21 protein-coding genes and 5 tRNA genes are annotated in these 17,038 nt (G+C 31.4%); 21 read left to right on the plus strand and 5 right to left on the minus strand.

Annotated elements, in window-relative coordinates; genetic code table 11:
• From AJ886_RS05900 to AJ886_RS05910, 3 genes are read right to left on the minus strand one after another with little or no spacing between them, the layout of a single operon-like run.
• Positions 1-630: a lysophospholipid acyltransferase family protein gene (locus AJ886_RS05900; RefSeq protein WP_070243545.1), complete on the minus strand. Its 630-nt coding sequence runs from the start codon at positions 628-630 to the stop codon at positions 1-3.
• Positions 614-1,915 (minus strand): tRNA (N6-isopentenyl adenosine(37)-C2)-methylthiotransferase MiaB, encoded by a 1,302-nt coding sequence (gene miaB / locus AJ886_RS05905; RefSeq protein WP_070287368.1) that lies wholly within the window; start codon positions 1,913-1,915, stop codon positions 614-616. The genes AJ886_RS05900 and miaB overlap by 17 nt, the downstream gene beginning before the upstream one ends.
• Positions 1,912-2,154, minus strand: coding sequence for an HP0268 family nuclease (locus AJ886_RS05910; protein ID WP_002851103.1), 243 nt, complete (start codon positions 2,152-2,154; stop codon positions 1,912-1,914). The genes miaB and AJ886_RS05910 overlap by 4 nt, the downstream gene beginning before the upstream one ends.
• Positions 2,155-2,281: 127 nt before the next feature.
• Between AJ886_RS05910 and nusA the strand changes: the two genes are divergently transcribed.
• Complete coding sequence (gene nusA / locus AJ886_RS05915; protein WP_002871185.1) at positions 2,282-3,370, plus strand: transcription termination factor NusA; 1,089 nt, start codon at positions 2,282-2,284, stop codon at positions 3,368-3,370.
• Between the two features lie 15 nt (positions 3,371-3,385).
• Here the strand turns inward: nusA and AJ886_RS05920 are convergent, their stop codons facing one another.
• Positions 3,386-4,573 carry an MFS transporter gene (locus tag AJ886_RS05920; RefSeq protein ID WP_052858161.1) on the minus strand — a complete coding sequence of 396 codons (1,188 nt, stop codon included), beginning with the start codon at positions 4,571-4,573 and terminating at the stop codon, positions 3,386-3,388.
• A 73-nt stretch (positions 4,574-4,646) separates the two neighbouring features.
• Here AJ886_RS05920 and AJ886_RS05925 point away from each other — a divergent pair, with 73 nt between their 5' ends.
• The 3 genes from AJ886_RS05925 to recG are packed head-to-tail and all read left to right on the plus strand — an operon-like array spanning position 4,647 to position 8,726.
• Positions 4,647-5,693 (plus strand): dehypoxanthine futalosine cyclase, encoded by a 1,047-nt coding sequence (locus AJ886_RS05925; protein ID WP_052949723.1) that lies wholly within the window; start codon positions 4,647-4,649, stop codon positions 5,691-5,693.
• Complete coding sequence (locus AJ886_RS05930) at positions 5,693-6,913, plus strand: M16 family metallopeptidase (protein WP_070243544.1); 1,221 nt, start codon at positions 5,693-5,695, stop codon at positions 6,911-6,913. The genes AJ886_RS05925 and AJ886_RS05930 overlap by 1 nt, the downstream gene beginning before the upstream one ends.
• Positions 6,903-8,726 carry an ATP-dependent DNA helicase RecG gene (gene recG / locus AJ886_RS05935; protein ID WP_070275102.1) on the plus strand — a complete coding sequence of 608 codons (1,824 nt, stop codon included), beginning with the start codon at positions 6,903-6,905 and terminating at the stop codon, positions 8,724-8,726. Before AJ886_RS05930 ends, recG begins: the two co-directional genes overlap by 11 nt.
• Here the strand turns inward: recG and ctb are convergent.
• Positions 8,723-9,106 carry a truncated hemoglobin Ctb gene (gene ctb / locus AJ886_RS05940; protein WP_070240606.1) on the minus strand — a complete coding sequence of 128 codons (384 nt, stop codon included), beginning with the start codon at positions 9,104-9,106 and terminating at the stop codon, positions 8,723-8,725. The two genes, recG and ctb, sit on opposite strands and share 4 nt — an antisense overlap.
• A 94-nt stretch (positions 9,107-9,200) precedes the next feature.
• Here ctb and nssR point away from each other — a divergent pair, with 94 nt between their 5' ends.
• The 17 genes from nssR to rplL all read left to right on the plus strand — a co-directional run bounded on the left by nssR (position 9,201) and on the right by rplL (position 17,035).
• On the plus strand, positions 9,201-9,797 hold the full coding sequence (gene nssR, locus AJ886_RS05945; protein WP_002868789.1) for a nitrosative stress-sensitive transcriptional regulator NssR: 597 nt from the start codon (positions 9,201-9,203) through the stop codon (positions 9,795-9,797).
• 16 nt (positions 9,798-9,813) lie between these two features.
• On the plus strand, positions 9,814-10,515 hold the full coding sequence (locus AJ886_RS05950) for an amino acid ABC transporter permease (protein WP_052834576.1): 702 nt from the start codon (positions 9,814-9,816) through the stop codon (positions 10,513-10,515).
• On the plus strand, positions 10,508-11,164 hold the full coding sequence (locus AJ886_RS05955; protein ID WP_070287369.1) for an amino acid ABC transporter permease: 657 nt from the start codon (positions 10,508-10,510) through the stop codon (positions 11,162-11,164). The genes AJ886_RS05950 and AJ886_RS05955 overlap by 8 nt, the downstream gene beginning before the upstream one ends.
• Position 11,165: 1 nt before the next feature.
• Positions 11,166-11,927 carry an amino acid ABC transporter ATP-binding protein gene (locus AJ886_RS05960; protein ID WP_070287373.1) on the plus strand — a complete coding sequence of 254 codons (762 nt, stop codon included), beginning with the start codon at positions 11,166-11,168 and terminating at the stop codon, positions 11,925-11,927.
• Between the two features lie 91 nt (positions 11,928-12,018).
• Positions 12,019-12,094, plus strand: a tRNA-Thr gene (locus AJ886_RS05965).
• A 49-nt stretch (positions 12,095-12,143) separates the two neighbouring features.
• A tRNA-Tyr gene (locus AJ886_RS05970) sits at positions 12,144-12,229 on the plus strand.
• Between the two features lie 6 nt (positions 12,230-12,235).
• Positions 12,236-12,312 (plus strand) — tRNA-Gly (locus AJ886_RS05975).
• A 104-nt stretch (positions 12,313-12,416) separates the two neighbouring features.
• Positions 12,417-12,491 (plus strand) — tRNA-Thr (locus AJ886_RS05980).
• Positions 12,492-12,559: 68 nt separating this feature from the next.
• Positions 12,560-13,759, plus strand: coding sequence for an elongation factor Tu (gene tuf, locus AJ886_RS05985; protein WP_002855271.1), 1,200 nt, complete (start codon positions 12,560-12,562; stop codon positions 13,757-13,759).
• Positions 13,760-13,811: 52 nt separating this feature from the next.
• Complete coding sequence (gene rpmG / locus AJ886_RS05990) at positions 13,812-13,970, plus strand: 50S ribosomal protein L33 (RefSeq protein WP_002793551.1); 159 nt, start codon at positions 13,812-13,814, stop codon at positions 13,968-13,970.
• 12 nt (positions 13,971-13,982) lie between these two features.
• Positions 13,983-14,058: transfer RNA gene (locus AJ886_RS05995), tRNA-Trp, on the plus strand.
• Between the two features lie 18 nt (positions 14,059-14,076).
• Complete coding sequence (secE, locus tag AJ886_RS06000) at positions 14,077-14,256, plus strand: preprotein translocase subunit SecE (RefSeq protein ID WP_002854985.1); 180 nt, start codon at positions 14,077-14,079, stop codon at positions 14,254-14,256.
• A gap of 9 nt (positions 14,257-14,265) precedes the next feature.
• Positions 14,266-14,799: a transcription termination/antitermination protein NusG gene (gene nusG, locus AJ886_RS06005; protein WP_002851098.1), complete on the plus strand. Its 534-nt coding sequence runs from the start codon at positions 14,266-14,268 to the stop codon at positions 14,797-14,799.
• A 25-nt stretch (positions 14,800-14,824) separates the two neighbouring features.
• Complete coding sequence (gene rplK / locus AJ886_RS06010) at positions 14,825-15,250, plus strand: 50S ribosomal protein L11 (protein WP_002861210.1); 426 nt, start codon at positions 14,825-14,827, stop codon at positions 15,248-15,250.
• Between the two features lie 54 nt (positions 15,251-15,304).
• Positions 15,305-16,006 (plus strand): 50S ribosomal protein L1, encoded by a 702-nt coding sequence (gene rplA / locus AJ886_RS06015; protein WP_002854928.1) that lies wholly within the window; start codon positions 15,305-15,307, stop codon positions 16,004-16,006.
• A gap of 151 nt (positions 16,007-16,157) precedes the next feature.
• On the plus strand, positions 16,158-16,637 hold the full coding sequence (gene rplJ / locus AJ886_RS06020; RefSeq protein ID WP_002858610.1) for a 50S ribosomal protein L10: 480 nt from the start codon (positions 16,158-16,160) through the stop codon (positions 16,635-16,637).
• Between the two features lie 20 nt (positions 16,638-16,657).
• Positions 16,658-17,035 carry a 50S ribosomal protein L7/L12 gene (gene rplL, locus AJ886_RS06025; RefSeq protein ID WP_070287375.1) on the plus strand — a complete coding sequence of 126 codons (378 nt, stop codon included), beginning with the start codon at positions 16,658-16,660 and terminating at the stop codon, positions 17,033-17,035.
• The last annotated feature ends 3 nt before the right edge of the window (positions 17,036-17,038 follow it).

A 17,038-nucleotide genomic window follows, 5' to 3' on the forward strand; every position in this document is an offset into this window, starting at 1 on the left:
TCATTCCTTAAATTGATCAGCTAAGCTAATTTTATCAAATTGTTCCATTAGAAATTCTTTAGCTTTTTTTTTATCTAAAGATAAAATATCCAAAGGTTCACTTAGACTATAAGTAATCTTACTAAAAGGTTTTGGCAAGATCATCTTATCCCAACTTTTAAATTCCCAAAAACGATTTGCTTCATAGTTTAAAATTCTTATCTTTAGTCCTTTTTTTTGAGCTAAAATGATAGAACCATCTGAAATACTATGATAAGGCCCTCGTGGACCATCAGGCGTGATAACTATATCGTCATTTTGTTCTAAAACTTTAAATGCAGCTCTAAGTGCACTGCTAGCGCCCCTTGAAGTGCTTCCTCTTACAGTATCAAGACCGAAAAGCTTGATGATTTTTGCAATTTGTTCTCCATCTTTATGGTGAGAGATCATGACATAGGCTTTTTTATTTTTTTGTCTATAATGTCTAAACGCAAAAGGCATGAGTGCTAATTTTCCATGCCAAAAAAGTATCACACCAGCTTTATGGTCAACTTTTTCACCTTTATAGTGCTTTTTACAGCTTAAAAAAATAAGCCATTGCAAGATGAAAATTATATATGTTAAGCAATGGATTTTAAACGATTTCCCCATATAAAACCATACGCTTTGCATTAGTGATTTTTACTTCTTTAAATTGCCCTAAAAGTTCTTCGCTACCTTCAACTTGAACTAAAAAATTATTATCTGTTCTTCCAGCAATGCTATTGCCTGCTCTTAATTCTTCAAATAAAACTTTAAAAGTTTTATTTTCTTGTTTTTTTACAATTTCATCTAAAATTTCACTATGACGATTTTGTAAGGTGCTAAGTCTTCTTGAAGCTGTTTCTTCATCGATTTGATTAGGCATGGTTGCGGCTTTTGTTAAAGGGCGTTTGGAGTATTTAAAAGAAAAAATTTGTTCAAAACGCACTTTTTCCAAAACATCCATAGTTTCTTCAAAATCTTTTTCACTTTCCCCTGGAAAAGCTACAATAATGTCTGTAGAAATGCTAACATTTGGACAAAGTTCTCTAAGTTTTAAAGCTCTATTTAAATACCATTCTTTAGTATAGCCACGCTTCATAGCTTTTAAAATTTCACTTGAGCCGCTTTGTAAAGGCATGTGCATGGATTTGCAAACTTTTGGATTATTGGCAAAAACTTCTAAAAATTTATCATCCATATGCAAAGGATGTGGACTTGTAAAGCGAATGCGTTCCAAACCTTCTATAGTGCTAAATTCTTCTAAAAGATCTGAAAAGTCCATTTTTTTATGTTCGTTTCTAAATCTTTTGCCGTAGTTATTGACATTTTGTCCTAGCAAGAAAATCTCTTTAGCGCCTTTTTCAACGGCTTTTTGAGCTTCTTTATAGATAATATTAAAAGGTATGGAAATTTCATCTCCTCTAGTATGTGGCACTATACAATAAGTGCAGTGTTTATCACAACCTATGGAGATATTAATATAGGATTTATAAATACTATTTCTAAAATCTGCAAAAGCAAATTCACTTTCATCATAGTCTATGTCCACGCCCATAAATTTTGGAGTTTTTATAGCTTGAGTGATTTTAGAAATATTTCTTGCCCCTAGAACAAAATCCACATAAGGAGCACGTTTGAAAATTTCATTTCCCAAATGCGATGCAGTACATCCACAAACTCCTATTTTAGCACCTTCTTTTTTAACTTTTTCAAAACCACCTACTTCTGAGAAAAGTTTATGCACAGGTTTTTCACGCACTGAACAAGTGTTGATGAGAATAAGATCTGCTTCTTTGATATCTTCTGTTAGTGCGTAATTTTCTTTTTGTGTTAATTCTGCGATCATATGCTCAGAATCTCTGACATTCATCGCACAACCTAAAGTTTGGATAAAAAGTTTTTTAGCACTCAAAGAATATGTACCTCATACATAAAATCATTATCATCAAGTCCGTATTTTACGGTTCTATGATAAATGCTTACTCCTTTTTTTTCAAAATGATTTACAAGGGCAATGAGTTGTTTGTGTGTATTATCTTTATCAAAATAAAAAAACTTTTGTCCTTCTTTTTCTATAGCCTCTTCGATTTTTTCTAGGCTAATATTTTTAGGTTTTTCATTAATCAAAGTTCTTGCCAATTTTAATTCCATAGCTAAATCCTTAAGAATTTTCATTTTAATCTATAATTTTAGCAAATTTTACTTTTAATTAAACTTATTAAGGATATAATTTTTATCTACATTTTTAAATTTCCCACAAAAAAAGGTTTTATAAAATATGGAAAAGATAGCAGATATTATCGAATCTATTGCTAATGAAAAAAATTTAAACTTAGAGAATGTAAAAGAAAAAGTAGCTACCGCTTTAATCAATACTGCAAAAAGAATTTATGGACAAGAATATGAGTTTTTTGTAGATCCTAAAAATTTAAATCTTTATCAAAAAATTACCATAGTAGCAGATAATGACGAGAGATTACAAAATAAAAGTGAGAGTTTTATCGCGTTAAGTAAGGCAAAATCAGAAGCTCCAGATGTTGAAATAGGAGATGAATTAACTTATGAATGTTCTTTGGAAAATTTAGGAAGAACTGCGGTAAATACCTTGCATAAAGAACTTGAATATCATATACAAAAATTATTAGAACAAACTATTTTTGAAAAATATAAAAACAAAGTAGGGCAAATGGTTTTTGGTACAGTTGTTAGAGTGGATAATGAAGAAAATACTTTTATTGAAATAGATGAATTAAGAGCTTTTTTGCCAAGAAAAAATCGCATTAAAGGGGAAAAGTTTAAAATAGGTGATGTGGTAAAATCGGTGATACGCCGTGTTTATACAGATAAGGGTATTAAAATCGAGCTTAGTCGTACAAGTCCTAAATTTTTAGAATGTTTACTTGAAGCTGAGGTTCCAGAAATCAAAGATGGTTATGTCAATATTATAGGATGTGCTAGAATTCCAGGTGAAAGAGCAAAAATCATTCTTCAAGCCAATGGAGCAAATATCGATCCTGTAGGTGCTACAGTAGGTGTTAAAGGTGTAAGAATTAATGCAGTAAGCAAAGAGCTTCATAATGAAAATATTGATTGTATAGAATTTACAAATGAGAGTGAAATTTTAATTTCTCGTGCCTTGGCTCCTGCTATTGTAAATTCTGTAAAAATTGAAGATAAAAAAGCTATTGTAAGTTTAAATAGCGAACAAAAAAGTAAAGCTATAGGAAAAAATGGTATTAATATTCGTCTTGCTTCTATGTTAAGTGGTTATGAAATAGAGCTCAATGAATTAAGCTCGTCGCAGCTAAATAATGCCATCAGCAATGAAGAAGCAATGAAAAATCTTCAAGATTTGTTTAAAATTTAAAATATTTGTGAATTTTCACAAATATTTTTTATAAAACCACTTCCAATAAAATGCCGCAAAGATAAAAATCATACCCAATAAACTTGTAATCAGTTCTAAACTCAAGCCTATTTCAAATAAAAAGCCCATAAGCATTGAAATAATAGCGCTAAAACTAAGATAAATCATATCTGTATAAGCAATTACTCTGCCATGATATTCTTTGTCGGCATTTTTTTGTATCATAGTGTAGGTATAAGCCCAAAGCGCTGAGGTAAAAAAACCTGCACCAATTAAACCTAAAAAAGAAATATAAAAATTAAATTGAGTTAAAGCCCAAAGTATAATACCAAAACCTTGACCAAGATACATGTAAAATAAATTTTTATCATTAATAAATTTGCTTAAAACCATAGGTCCTATAGCTAAAGAACAAGCACGTACTGCATTTAAAAACCCTATTACTAAAGCAGCGGATAAAACTTCTTTATATTGATGTTGTGCTAAAAGCGTAACCAAGGTTTCATAAGCAGTTAAACCTATAAAAGCGTGAAGCAAGATAAGATGAAAAATTATCTTATTGTTTAAAACATAGAAAAATCCTTCTTTTATCATGGTAAAAAAGCGACTTTGTGTTTTTTGATGAAAATCAGGAATGCTTAATCTTACTAAAAAAGAAATGCCTATGAGTATAAGTACACAGTCAAATAAAAAAGCGGTTTTAACTCCTAGAAAATAAATAAAAATTCCCGCACTTGCCATACCTGCTGTATAAGAAATCGCCCAAATGACACTGTGCATTTCATTAGCAAGTTTAAGTTCTTGAGGGGTTAAAATTTTAGCCAATAAACTCATTTCAGCTTGAAAATAAATCGAAGCAACGCAAAGTCTTATGAAGATTAAAATAAACAAAAGCCAAAGCATGCTGAGACTTGTGACAAAAATAAGACAAAAAATAGAAATTAATTCTATGCTAATCATACTGAGTAAAAGTTTTTTAGGTTTATTTTTCTCTACTATGACGCCATTAATAGGAGCAAGTAAAACTCCAGGTAAAAAAGCAAGCATAGCACTTGTAGCTGTTGCCCAAGTAGGAGCATTAAGCTCGACTAAAAGGGTAAAAACTCCAGTTTGAGAAAACCATGCTCCAAAATATACTATAAACTGAACCGAAGCTAATATTCTGATATTTTTATTATTTTTTAATAGTTCAATGTAATTCATAAGCGAAACTATAGCATAATTTATATTTTAAATGCTATAATTATTTTAATTATGTAAAAAACAAGGAAAAATTTTGAAAAGACTGGATAAAAAAGAAGCTTTAGATTTATTACATCATGCGAGTTTAACAGAACTTGGAGAAATGGCTTATAAAAGAAAATTAGAACTTCATCCTGAAAAAATCACCACTTTTGTTGTGGATAGAAATATTAATTATACCAATGTTTGTTGTATTGATTGTTCTTTTTGTGCTTTTTATCGCCATCATAAAGAAGATGATGCTTATATTTTAAGCTTTGAGGAGATAGGCAAGAAGATAGAGGAGCTTGAAGCTATTGGGGGTACACAAATTCTTTTTCAAGGTGGGGTGCACCCAAAATTAAAAATAGAATGGTATGAAGAATTAGTTTCTTGGATAAAAGAACATTATCCAAATGTCACTGTACACGGTTTTTCAGCAGTTGAAATCGCTTATATTGCAAAGGCATCTAAAATTTCCATCACTGAAGTGTTGCAAAGACTGCAAGCTAAAGGTTTATTTTCTATACCAGGAGCGGGAGCTGAGGTGCTAAGCGATAGAGTACGTGATATCATTGCACCCAATAAATGCGATACATCTACTTGGTTAGAAGTACATCGCCAAGCTCATAAAATCGGTATGAAAAGTACAGCTACCATGATGTTTGGAACGGTTGAAAATGATGAAGAAATCATCGATCATTTTGAGCATTTAAGAAAGTTACAAGATGAAACAGGTGGTTTTAGAGCTTTTATTTTATGGAGCTTTCAAAGTGATAATACTGCTTTAATCCAAAAACATCCAAAGATTATGAAACAAAGTTCTAATAAGTATTTAAGACTTTTAGCTTTAGCAAGACTTTATTTAGATAATTTTAAGAATTTGCAAAGTTCTTGGGTAACTCAAGGCTCGCTTATAGGTCAACTTGCTTTAAAATTTGGGGCTAATGATTTAGGCTCAACCATGATGGAAGAAAATGTAGTAAGTGCCGCAGGAGCAAGTTATAGAATGAATCAAGATGAGATGATAAGGTTGATTAGAAGTTTAGGCGAAAATCCAGCTAAACGCAATACCGCTTATGAAATTTTAGAAAGGTTTTAATGCAGTATTTAGAGAGTAGGGGTGTTAAAATCCCTTTTATTTTTGAAAAAAATTCTGATTTTCCTATTGTTGTTTTAAAGCTTGTCTTTAGAAATTGTGCTAGAAGTTATGATGAAATAGCAGGCTTAGCTAAGATGTTTTCACGTATTTTAAATGAAGGCGTGGATGATAAATTTTTTAAGGATTTAGAATTTAGAGCGATAAATTTAGAGGCAAGTAGTGGTTTTGAAAGCTTGGAAATCAATCTTTCTTGCTTGAAAGAAAATTTTGATTTTGCTTTAAAGAGTTTAGAAAAATTGCTTTTAAAACCAAGAATAGAAGAAAAAACTTTGCAAAAATTAAAAATCAATGCCTTAGGTGAGCTCGCGAGTAAAAATAGTGATTTTGATTATTTAGCAAAAAATTTACTCAATGCTCAAATTTTTAAATGTAAAGAATTTCAAAGTCCAAATGATGGAGATGAAAAAAGTATAGAAACTTTGTCTTTAAAAGATTTGCAAAATTTTTATAAAAATTTTATCCATCTTAGTGATTTGGTTGTGATTTTAGGAGGAGATTTAGAAGAAAAACAAGCCAAGGAAGATCTTTTAAAACTCTTATCAAAACTTCAAATAGGTAAGAAAAATACTCCAAAAAAATATGAGTTAAGCAAAAACATCAAAGATGAAATTTTGCTACGCCCAGAAAGTGAACAAGCTTATATTTATTTTGCTACGCCTTTTTTTGCCGATTTTAAAGATAAGGATTTATATCTTGCAAAAATTACTTTATTTGTGCTAGGACAAGGGGGATTTGGTTCAAGGATTATGGAAGAAATTCGTGTTAAAAGAGGTCTTGCATACTCAGCTTATGCTATGCTTGATATGAATATGTCTTTTTCTAGAGTTTTTGGATATTTACAAACTAAAAATGAAAGCGCTAAAGAAGCTAAAAAAATTGTAAAAGAGCTTTTTGAAGATTTTATAAAAAATGGCATGACTCAAAACGAACTTGATCAAGCTAAAAATTTTCTCATAGGATCAACTCCTTTGCGTTATGAAAGCTTAAGCAAGCGTTTATCTATGGCCTTTAATGAATTTTATCAAGGTTTAAATTTGGGATATTATAAAGAAGAGTTAAAACTTATGGAAAAGGTTAAACTTGAAACCATCAATGCTTATATTAAAAAACATCAAGAGCTTTTAAATATAAGTTTTGCAAGCATACAAAATGAAAATTAAAGAAAGTGATTTTGAATTTTTTAAAAAATTAAAAATTAGAAGTGCTATTGATTTAGCGCTTCTTTTACCTAAAAAAATTGAAAATTTAAATCCAAGTAAAAATCCTAAAGAAAATGAAATTTGCACCCAAAAAATCACTATAAAAAGCGTTAGTTCAAGAAAAAATCAACTTTTTGGTTTAGGTTTTTGTGAAGAATGGCAAGAAAATATTTCTTTTGTATTTTTTCATCCTAGAGCTTGGCATTTTGGGGTTTGCAAGGTAGGAAAAGAGCTTGTTTTTAATGCTAAACTCTCGCGTTTTAATCACACTTGGCAATTTAACAATCCTAAAATTTTAACTTCTTTTGAGGGTTTTAGTCCAAAGTATCAAATTTTAGGTTTAAAAGATACAAAAATTGCCGCTTTTATACATAAATATCTTAATTATGAAAATTTAAAAGAAAGTGGCATAGAGGATAAATATATACATTTTCTTTTAAATTTACATGCTTATGATGAAAAAAGTTTTTTTATGTTTGAAAATTTGCAAAATTTTAGCAAAGATTTAAAATATATAGAAATATATAATTTTTTAAAGCGTTTAAAAGCTAAACAAACGCATTTTAAAGCTCATCAAATCAATGTTTTTAATATAGCTAATTGGCTTAAAGATTTGCCTTTTTCTCTTACTAAAGATCAGCTTAACGCCTTAAAAGACATAGAAAAAGATTTACACTCAAAAGAAGCTAAAAGGCGTGTGATTATGGGTGATGTGGGATGTGGTAAAACCTTGGTTTTACTCGGTGCTGCTTTGATGGTTTATCCTAAGCAGGCTATTTTAATGGCACCTACTAGTATTTTAGCGTATCAGCTTTATGAAGAGGCTAAGAAATTTTTGCCTGATTTTATGAATATTTTGTTTATTAAAGGGGGCAAAAAAGAAAAAGATTTAGAACAAAATATTCAAAAAGCAAATCTTATTATAGGCACTCATGCTTTAATTCATTTAGAAAGCCATAATGCCGTACTTGTAATGATAGATGAACAACATCGTTTTGGATCAGCTCAGCGTGAGAAAATTCATTCTTTAAATAAGCAAGAATTTGCCCCTCATTTTATACAGTTTTCGGCTACACCTATTCCAAGAACTTTAAGCATGATACAATCTGAACTTTTAAATTTTAGTTTTATTAAACAAATGCCTTTTAAAAAAGATATTACAACTTATTGTATACAAAATGAAGGTTTTTCTAAGCTTAGCGAGAAGATCAAAGAAGAAATTTCTAAAAATCATCAAATTATCATTATTTATCCCTTAGTGAGTGCTAGTGATAATATTCCTTATCTTTCTTTGGAGCAGGCTAGGGGGTATTGGCAGAGTCATTATGAAAAAGTTTTTGTAACTCATGGAAAAGATAAACAAAAAGATGAAATTTTAGAGCGTTTTAGAGATGAGGGAAATATTTTATTAAGCACTACAGTGGTGGAAGTGGGCATTTCTTTGCCAAGATTGAGTATGATAGTGATTGTAGGAGCGGAACGTTTAGGACTTGCTACCTTGCATCAACTTCGTGGTCGTGTAGGTCGTGTAGGGCTTAAAAGTACTTGTTATCTTTATACTAAGCTTAAAGAAATTCCAAGTCGTTTAAAAGACTTTGCTAGTACTTTAGATGGGTTTAAAATAGCAGAGCTTGATCTTAAAAATCGTTTGAGTGGAGATTTGCTCGATGGTTTTATGCAACATGGAAATGAGTTTAAATTTTTTGATTTTTCTAAGGATGAGGAGATTTTAGAAAAGGTAAAAAAAGATTTGGCAAAAAAATTGCCAAATTAATGTCCACCATACTTATAAAGCATATTTTGAAAATGTGAAGCTATCATTTGTGCACGCTGTAAAATGACATTTTTCATTTCTTCATTATAAACCATATTTAAACTTTCTTCAAAAAGTCCTAGCCAAACTTCAAAAAATTCTTGAGGAAAAGGAGGTAGATCTAGATGCTTTTTTAAGGGTTGTCCATTATAATCACCTTCTCCTAAAAGCATACCTGCCCAAAAATTTCCTATTTTTGCTTTATGTTCTTTCCATTCTTCATCACTTGTTCCAATAGCATTGTTAAAAATAGGACCTAAATCTTTATCTTTTCTAACTTTTTCATAAAATATTTCCATGAGTTTTGCTATGCTTTCTTGATTAATTGTTTCAAATTTCATATAAGCCTTTCTTAAATGTTAATTTTATGGCGTTAATATAGCAAAAATAAGATAAATTAAATTTAACATAAGTTAAGAATGGAAAATGTATATAATGAAAGATTATTTAGAACTTTTATCTAGTGTAGGAAAATTAAAAAAATTTCAAAAAAATAGTATTTTATTTTATGAGGGCGAAGAGGCTAAAAAATTTTTTATTTTACTTAAGGGAAAAATACGCATTTATAAAAGTACAGCAAGCGATAAAGAAATTACTTTGCATTATTTTAATCCTCCAAATTTTATAGCAGAAATGCCTGCTTTTAAAAAATTAAATTATCCTGCTAATGCTATTTTTGAAGAAGATGGAGAAATTTTGGAAATTGATTTTATTAATTTTCAAAATTTATGCAGTGAAAATAAAGAATTCAATTTTTTACTTATCAGTTCACTTTTTGATAAAATTAAAATTTTAGAAAAGAAATTATCTCAAAATGCATTAGATTTAAGGACGAGATTATTAAAGTATCTTTTGGAAAATGAAAAAAATTTAGATACAATTTCACAAAAACAAATTGCAATTGATTTAAATGTTAGAGCACAATCTTTATCTCGAGTGTTAAAAGAGCTTAAAATTTCAGAACTTATTGATACAAAAAAAGGTAGAATTGAAATTTTAAATAAAGATATGATCATGAAAGAACTTTGGTAAAAATTTAAGGTAGGGAATGGATTTTGATTTTATATTAGCTCAAGCTCCTGCTTTTTTAACGGCTGCTTGGCTTACGATAAAACTAAGCTTTTTTGGAATTATTTTTTCTTTGATAATAGGTTTGTTTTGTATTTTAATGAGTTATTTTAAAATAAAAATTTTAGAAAATATTTGCAAGCTTTATATAGAGTTTTCAAGAAATACGCCTTTATTAATTCAACTTTTTTTCTTATATTATGCTTTACCTAAATTTAATATACATTTAGAACAAATTCCACCGCTTGATTTGATTTGCTTAAGCGTAGAAGAAACTTTAAGGCCTTCTTTTGCTTGTGCTATAGTAGGACTTAGTTTTTTAGGAGGTTCTTATATGGCTGAAAGTTTAAGAGCGGGATTTGAAGCCATAAGAAAACAGCAGTTTGAAGCGGGACTTTCTTTGGGTTTTTCAAAATTTGGAAATTTGTGTTATGTGATTTTGCCGCAAGCTTTGGCTATTTCTATGCCAAGTATTAGTGCTAATATTATATTTTTAATCAAAGAAACTTCAGTCGTTAGTATTATTGCCTTGCCAGATTTGGTGAATTTAATGAAGAGTTTAAATTCCTTAACCTATAAGACAGATGAGCTATTGTTTTTGTTGTTTATGGGATATTTATGCATTATTTTGCCTTTGTCTTTTATTTTACTAAAGTTTGAAAAAAGGTTGCTTCATGCTTGAACTTTTAAATACCGATACGCTTTTAAGACTCTGGCAAGGGCTTTTTGTCACTCTTGAAATTTCATTTATCAGCATTATTATTACTTCGATAGGTGGGTTGTTTTTGGGAATTTTAATGAGTTTTAAAAATACCTATATCTATGCTTTTTGTCGTTTAGGTTTAGAATTTGTGCGTGTTATGCCACTTTTGGTATGGCTTTTTGTGGTGTATTTTGGTTTTCCTAGATGGTTTGGGTGGGATTTGAGTTCTGTAAGTGTAGCTATTATTGTTTTTAGCATTTGGGGTTGTTTTGAGATGATGGATTTGGTGCGTGTTTCCTTGCAGAGTATTCCAAAGCATCAGTATGAAAGTGCATCATCTTTAGGTTTAAATACGGTGCAAAGTTTTGTTTATATTATTATTCCACAAGCTATGCGTCGTTTAACTCCTATGAGCATGAATTTACTTACTCGTATGATTAAAAGTACAACCTTTGCTTATTTAATCGGCGCGGTAGAGCTTGTAAAAGTAGGACAACAAATTATAGAATTTCATAATAGAAATGATTTTGCACCTTTTATTATTTATGGTTTGATTTTTTTTATCTTTTTTATACTTTGTTATCCTATCACTTTATATTCAAGAAAATTAGAGAAAAAATGGAGCTAAAATGAGCATACTAAAAATAGAAAATTTACAAAAGTATTATGGTTCGCATCACGCCTTAAAAGATATTAATTTAGAAGTTAAGGCTAAAGAAGTTGTGGTGATTTTAGGTCCTAGCGGATGTGGAAAATCTACGCTTTTGCGTTGTATTAATGGGCTTGAAGAGATTGCAAGTGGTAATATTTATATTGATAATGAGAAAATAGATAAAGATTTTAAAGAATGGCCAAGAATACGTCAAAAAGTTGGTATGGTTTTTCAATCTTATGAGCTTTTTGAGCATTTAAGTGTTGAAGAAAATATACTTTTAGGGCCTATGAAAGTGCAAAAAAGAAAGAAAGATGAGGTTTTGAAAGAGGCTAAAATTTGGCTTGAAAAGGTGGGACTTTTGCATAAAATTCATGCTTATCCAAGAGAACTTAGCGGAGGACAAAAGCAAAGAATTGCCATAGTAAGAAGTCTATGTATGAATCCTGAGTTAATGCTTTTTGATGAGGTTACAGCAGCGTTGGATCCTGAGATTGTTAGAGAAGTTTTAGAAGTGATGTTAAATCTTGCAAAAGAGGGTATGACTATGCTTATTGTTACTCATGAAATGGGTTTTGCTAAAGCTGTAGCAGATAAAATTATTTTTATGGATGAAGGAAAAATCATCGAAGAAAATGATCCTAAAAGTTTTTTTGAAAATCCAAAAAGCGAAAGAGCAAAGAAATTTTTAAATTTGTTTGATTATCATAAATTAGATAAAAATAATATTGGTTTATGATAATAAACTTTACAAGACTAAAATTTTATAGAAAAACTAAAAAAGTCTTGACAAAATTTTTTTTTTGAGTTATAATCTCACTTTTATTTTTGCTGGTTTAGCTCAGTTGGTAGAGCAGCTGCCTTGTAAGCAGCAGGTCGGGGGTTCAAGTCCCTTAACCAGCTCCATTTATTTTAGCAGTGTTTGACCAGAATATTGAAAAAGCAATATTTTTATGGTGAGTTACTCAAGTGGCCAACGAGGGCAGACTGTAAATCTGCTGGCTTTCGCCTTCCGTGGTTCGAATCCACGACTCACCACCATGCTTTGCGGGAGTAGCTCAGTTGGCTAGAGCATCAGCCTTCCAAGCTGAGGGTCGCGGGTTCGAGTCCCGTTTCCCGCTCCAACAATTTAAAAGAACTGGGAGCTGTATTTTAAAACCTTTAACTTACAGTATATATCCCATTTAAGAGTTTTTGTTGTCTATTATTATGTATAATTTTTCTGAGCGCTCGTATGGCTCAGAGGTAGAGCACTCCCTTGGTAAGGGAGAGGTCGCGGGTTCAATTCCCGCTATGAGCTCCATGAATTGAAAAAATTATATAGATATAAGACTTGCTTTGCTCAATTTATTTTTTATACGGAGGAAAAAAATGGCTAAAGAAAAATTTTCACGTAATAAGCCACACGTAAATATTGGTACTATTGGTCACGTTGACCATGGTAAAACTACTTTAACAGCTGCTATTTCTGCTGTTCTTTCTAGAAGAGGTTTAGCAGAGCTTAAAGATTATGATAATATCGATAATGCTCCAGAAGAAAAAGAGCGTGGTATTACTATTGCTACTTCTCATATTGAATATGAAACAGACAATCGTCACTATGCACACGTTGACTGCCCAGGTCACGCAGATTATGTTAAAAACATGATTACAGGTGCTGCACAAATGGATGGAGCGATCTTGGTTGTTTCTGCTGCAGATGGCCCTATGCCACAAACTAGAGAACACATTCTTCTTTCTCGTCAAGTAGGCGTTCCATATATTGTTGTTTTTATGAATAAAGCAGATATGGTTGATGATGCTGAACTTTTAGAGTTAGTTGAAATGGAAATTAGAGAATTGTTAAGCTCTTATGATTTCCCAGGCGATGATACACCTATTATTTCTGGTTCTGCTTTAAAAGCTCTTGAAGAAGCTAAAGCTGGACAAGATGGTGAATGGTCGGCAAAAATTATGGATCTTATGGCTGCAGTTGATAGTTATATTCCAACTCCAACTCGTGATACTGAAAAAGACTTCTTGATGCCAATTGAAGACGTTTTCTCAATTTCAGGTCGTGGTACTGTTGTTACAGGTAGAATTGAAAAAGGTGTTGTAAAAGTAGGTGATACTATCGAAATCGTTGGTATTAAAGATACTCAAACAACAACTGTAACAGGTGTTGAAATGTTCAGAAAAGAAATGGATCAAGGGGAAGCAGGAGATAACGTAGGTGTTCTTCTTCGTGGTACTAAAAAAGAAGAAGTTATCCGTGGTATGGTTCTTGCTAAACCAAAATCAATTACTCCACACACTGACTTCGAAGCTGAAGTTTATATCTTAAATAAAGATGAAGGTGGTAGACATACTCCATTCTTTAACAACTATAGACCACAGTTTTATGTAAGAACAACTGATGTTACAGGTTCGATTAAATTAGCTGATGGTGTTGAAATGGTTATGCCAGGTGAAAATGTGAGAATTACTGTAAGCTTGATCGCTCCAGTAGCACTTGAAGAAGGAACTCGTTTTGCTATTCGTGAAGGTGGTAAAACTGTTGGTTCAGGTGTTGTTTCTAAAATTATTAAATAATTTAATAAAGCCAAGTTAAAAGCTTGGCTTTAATTTTTTAAGGAAAATTGAAATGAGAATTAAAGTTGGTTTAAAGTGTGAAGAATGTGGTGATATTAATTATAGCACCTATAAAAATAGTAAAAATACTACTGAAAAATTAGAATTAAAAAAATATTGCCCAAGATTAAAAAAACATACACTTCACAAAGAAGTTAAGCTAAAAAGTTAAGCTTGCGCCCTTAGGGCAATAGCTCCAACGGTAGAGCGCCGGATTCCAAATCCGATGGTTGGGGGTTCGAATCCCTCTTGCCCTGCCATAATTAAGGTTTAAATAAATGGAAAAATTAATAACTTATTTTAAATTATCAAAAGCCGAATTAAGGAAAGTAATTTTTCCTTTAAAAGAACAGGTAAGAAATGCCTATATTACAGTTTTTGTAGTTGTTGCGGTGATTTCTTTGTTTTTGGCGTTAGTGGATTGGCTTATGTCCTCTATTGTTTCTGCGATCGTATAAGGAGAGTAAATGAGTACTCATAAATGGTATGCAATTCAAACTTATGCTGGCAGTGAAATGGCAGTTAAAAGAGCCATTGAAAATTTAGTAAAAGATAACGGAATTGAAGAACAACTTAAAGAAATTGTTGTTCCAACTGAAGATGTTATTGAATTTAAGAATGGAAAGGAGAAGATTAGCGAAAGAAGTTTGTATTCAGGATACGTTTTTGCACTTCTTGATTTAAATACGGAGCTTTGGCATCGCATTCAATCTCTTCCAAAGGTTGGTCGTTTTATTGGAGAATCCAAAAAGCCAACCCCTTTAACAGAAAAAGATATTAATTTGATTTTGGAAAAAGTTCACAATCGTGCAGCGCCTAAACCAAAGATTTCTTTTGAAGAAGGGGAAAATGTGAGAATCACAGAAGGGCCATTTGCAAACTTTACTGCAATTGTAGAAGAGTATGATATGGTTCGTGGTTTATTAAAATTAAATGTTTCTATTTTTGGACGCTCAACTCCAGTGGAGATCTTATATTCTCAAGTTGAGAAAATAATTTAATTTATATCAAGTAAGGAGATTTGTTATGGCTAAAAAAGTCGTAGGCGAAATTAAATTGCAAATTGCTGCCACAAAAGCAAACCCATCACCACCTGTTGGTCCTGCTTTGGGTCAGCAAGGTGTTAATATTATGGAGTTTTGTAAGGCTTTTAATGAAAGAACAAAAGATATGGCAGGTTTTAATATCCCTGTTGTTATCACTGTTTATGCAGATAAAAGTTTTACTTTTATTACAAAACAACCGCCAGCTACGGATTTGATCAAAAAAGCAGCTGGAATTTCTAAAGGTACGGATAATCCACTTAAAAATAAGGTGGGTAGGTTAACTCGTGCTCAAGTTTTAGAAATAGTAGATAAGAAAATTGCAGATTTAAATACTAAAGATAGAGATCAAGCTGCTAAAATTATTGCAGGTTCAGCTCGTTCTATGGGTGTTGAAATCGTTGATTAATCCTTTCACCGCCAAGGTAAAAGGCGGTAGCACTTTAAAATGCGGAGAAAATAAATGGCTAAGATAGCAAAAAGATTAAAAGAATTATCACAAAAAATTGATTCAAATAAAGAGTATGCTTTAAGCGATGCAATTGATACAATAAAGACTTTAAAGTCTGCTAAATTTGATGAGACTGTAGAAATTGCTTTAAAACTTAATGTTGATCCAAGACATGCAGATCAAATGGTAAGAGGATCTGTTGTTTTACCTGCTGGAACGGGTAAAAAAGTTCGTGTTGCTGTAATTGCAAAAGACGCAAAAGCTGATGAAGCGAAAAATGCTGGTGCAGATATTGTGGGTAGCGATGATTTAGTAGAAGAAATTCAAAAAGGTAATATGAATTTTGATGTTTTGATTGCTACTCCAAATTTAATGGGACTTGTTGGTAAAGTTGGTAGAATTTTAGGGCCAAAAGGTTTAATGCCAAATCCTAAAACCGGAACAGTGACTATGGATGTTGCTCAAGCAGTTAATAATGCAAAAAGTGGTCAGGTAAATTTCCGTGTTGATAAGCAAGGAAATATCCATGCAGGTCTTGGTAAAGTAAGTTTTTCCAAAGAACAATTATGGGACAATGTTAGCACTTTTGTAAAGGCAATTAACAAACACAAACCTGCCGCAGCTAAAGGTAGATATATTAAAAATGCGGCTTTATCTTTGACAATGAGCCCTTCTGTAAAGCTTGAAACACAAGAATTGCTTGATATGAAATAAGAGTTGCTTTTTTGCAACTCTTTTGTTTTAAAATAAACATTTGAAAAAATTTTTGATTTTTTGAGATGTTTATTTTAGATTGAAGATAGTCGAGGCGTAAGCTTAATTGGATTTCCACTCTACTTGAAATCTCAATCGGAAAGGAGAAAATGTGACTAGAAGCGAAAAAGTTGAGATTATTGCTAAACTTGAAGAAGGTTTTAAAGCTAGTGAAGCTATTGTAGTTTGTAATTACAGAGGTCTTAGCACAAAAAAACTAGAAGAGCTTAGAAATAATGCAAGAGAAAACAATGTAAAAGTTCAAATTGTTAAAAATACTTTGGCTAACATTGCTCTTAACAATTCCGGTAAAACAGGTCTAGTTCTTAAAGATACAAATATTTATCTTTGGGGCGAAGATCAGCTAAGTGTTTCAAAAGTAGCTGCTAAATTTGAAGAAAATAACGATAAATTTGAAATCAAAACAGCTCATATTGAAGGCGAAGTTGCAGATGTTGCTAAGGTTAAAGCTCTTGCTAAAATGCCTTCACGCAATGAGTTGCTTGCTATGCTTTTGCAAGTTTGGAATGCGCCAATTACCAATTTCACAATAGGTTTAAATGCGCTTAAAAATAAAAAAGAATCTGAATAAATTAAATAAAAGGATAAAAAATGGCAATTTCTAAAGAAGATGTATTAGAATATATTTCAAATTTAAGTGTTCTTGAGTTATCAGAACTTGTAAAAGAATTTGAAGAAAAATTTGGTGTGTCTGCTGCTCCTGTAATGGTGGCTGGTGGTGCTGCAGCTGGTGCTGCTGCAGCTGCTGCTGAAGAAAAAACTGAATTTGATATCGTTTTAACTGATGGCGGTGCTAAAAAGATTGAAGTTATTAAAATCGTTCGTGCTCTTACAGGCCTTGGTCTTAAAGAAGCAAAAGATGCAGTTGAGCAAACTCCTTCAACTCTAAAAGAGGGTGTGGCTAAAGCTGAAGCTGAAGAAGCTAAAAAACAACTTGAAGAAGCTGGTGCTAAAGTAGAACTTAAGTAATTT

Source organism: Campylobacter sp. BCW_6465 (assembly GCF_001762815.1).
GTDB classification, from domain to species: domain Bacteria; phylum Campylobacterota; class Campylobacteria; order Campylobacterales; family Campylobacteraceae; genus Campylobacter_D; species Campylobacter_D jejuni.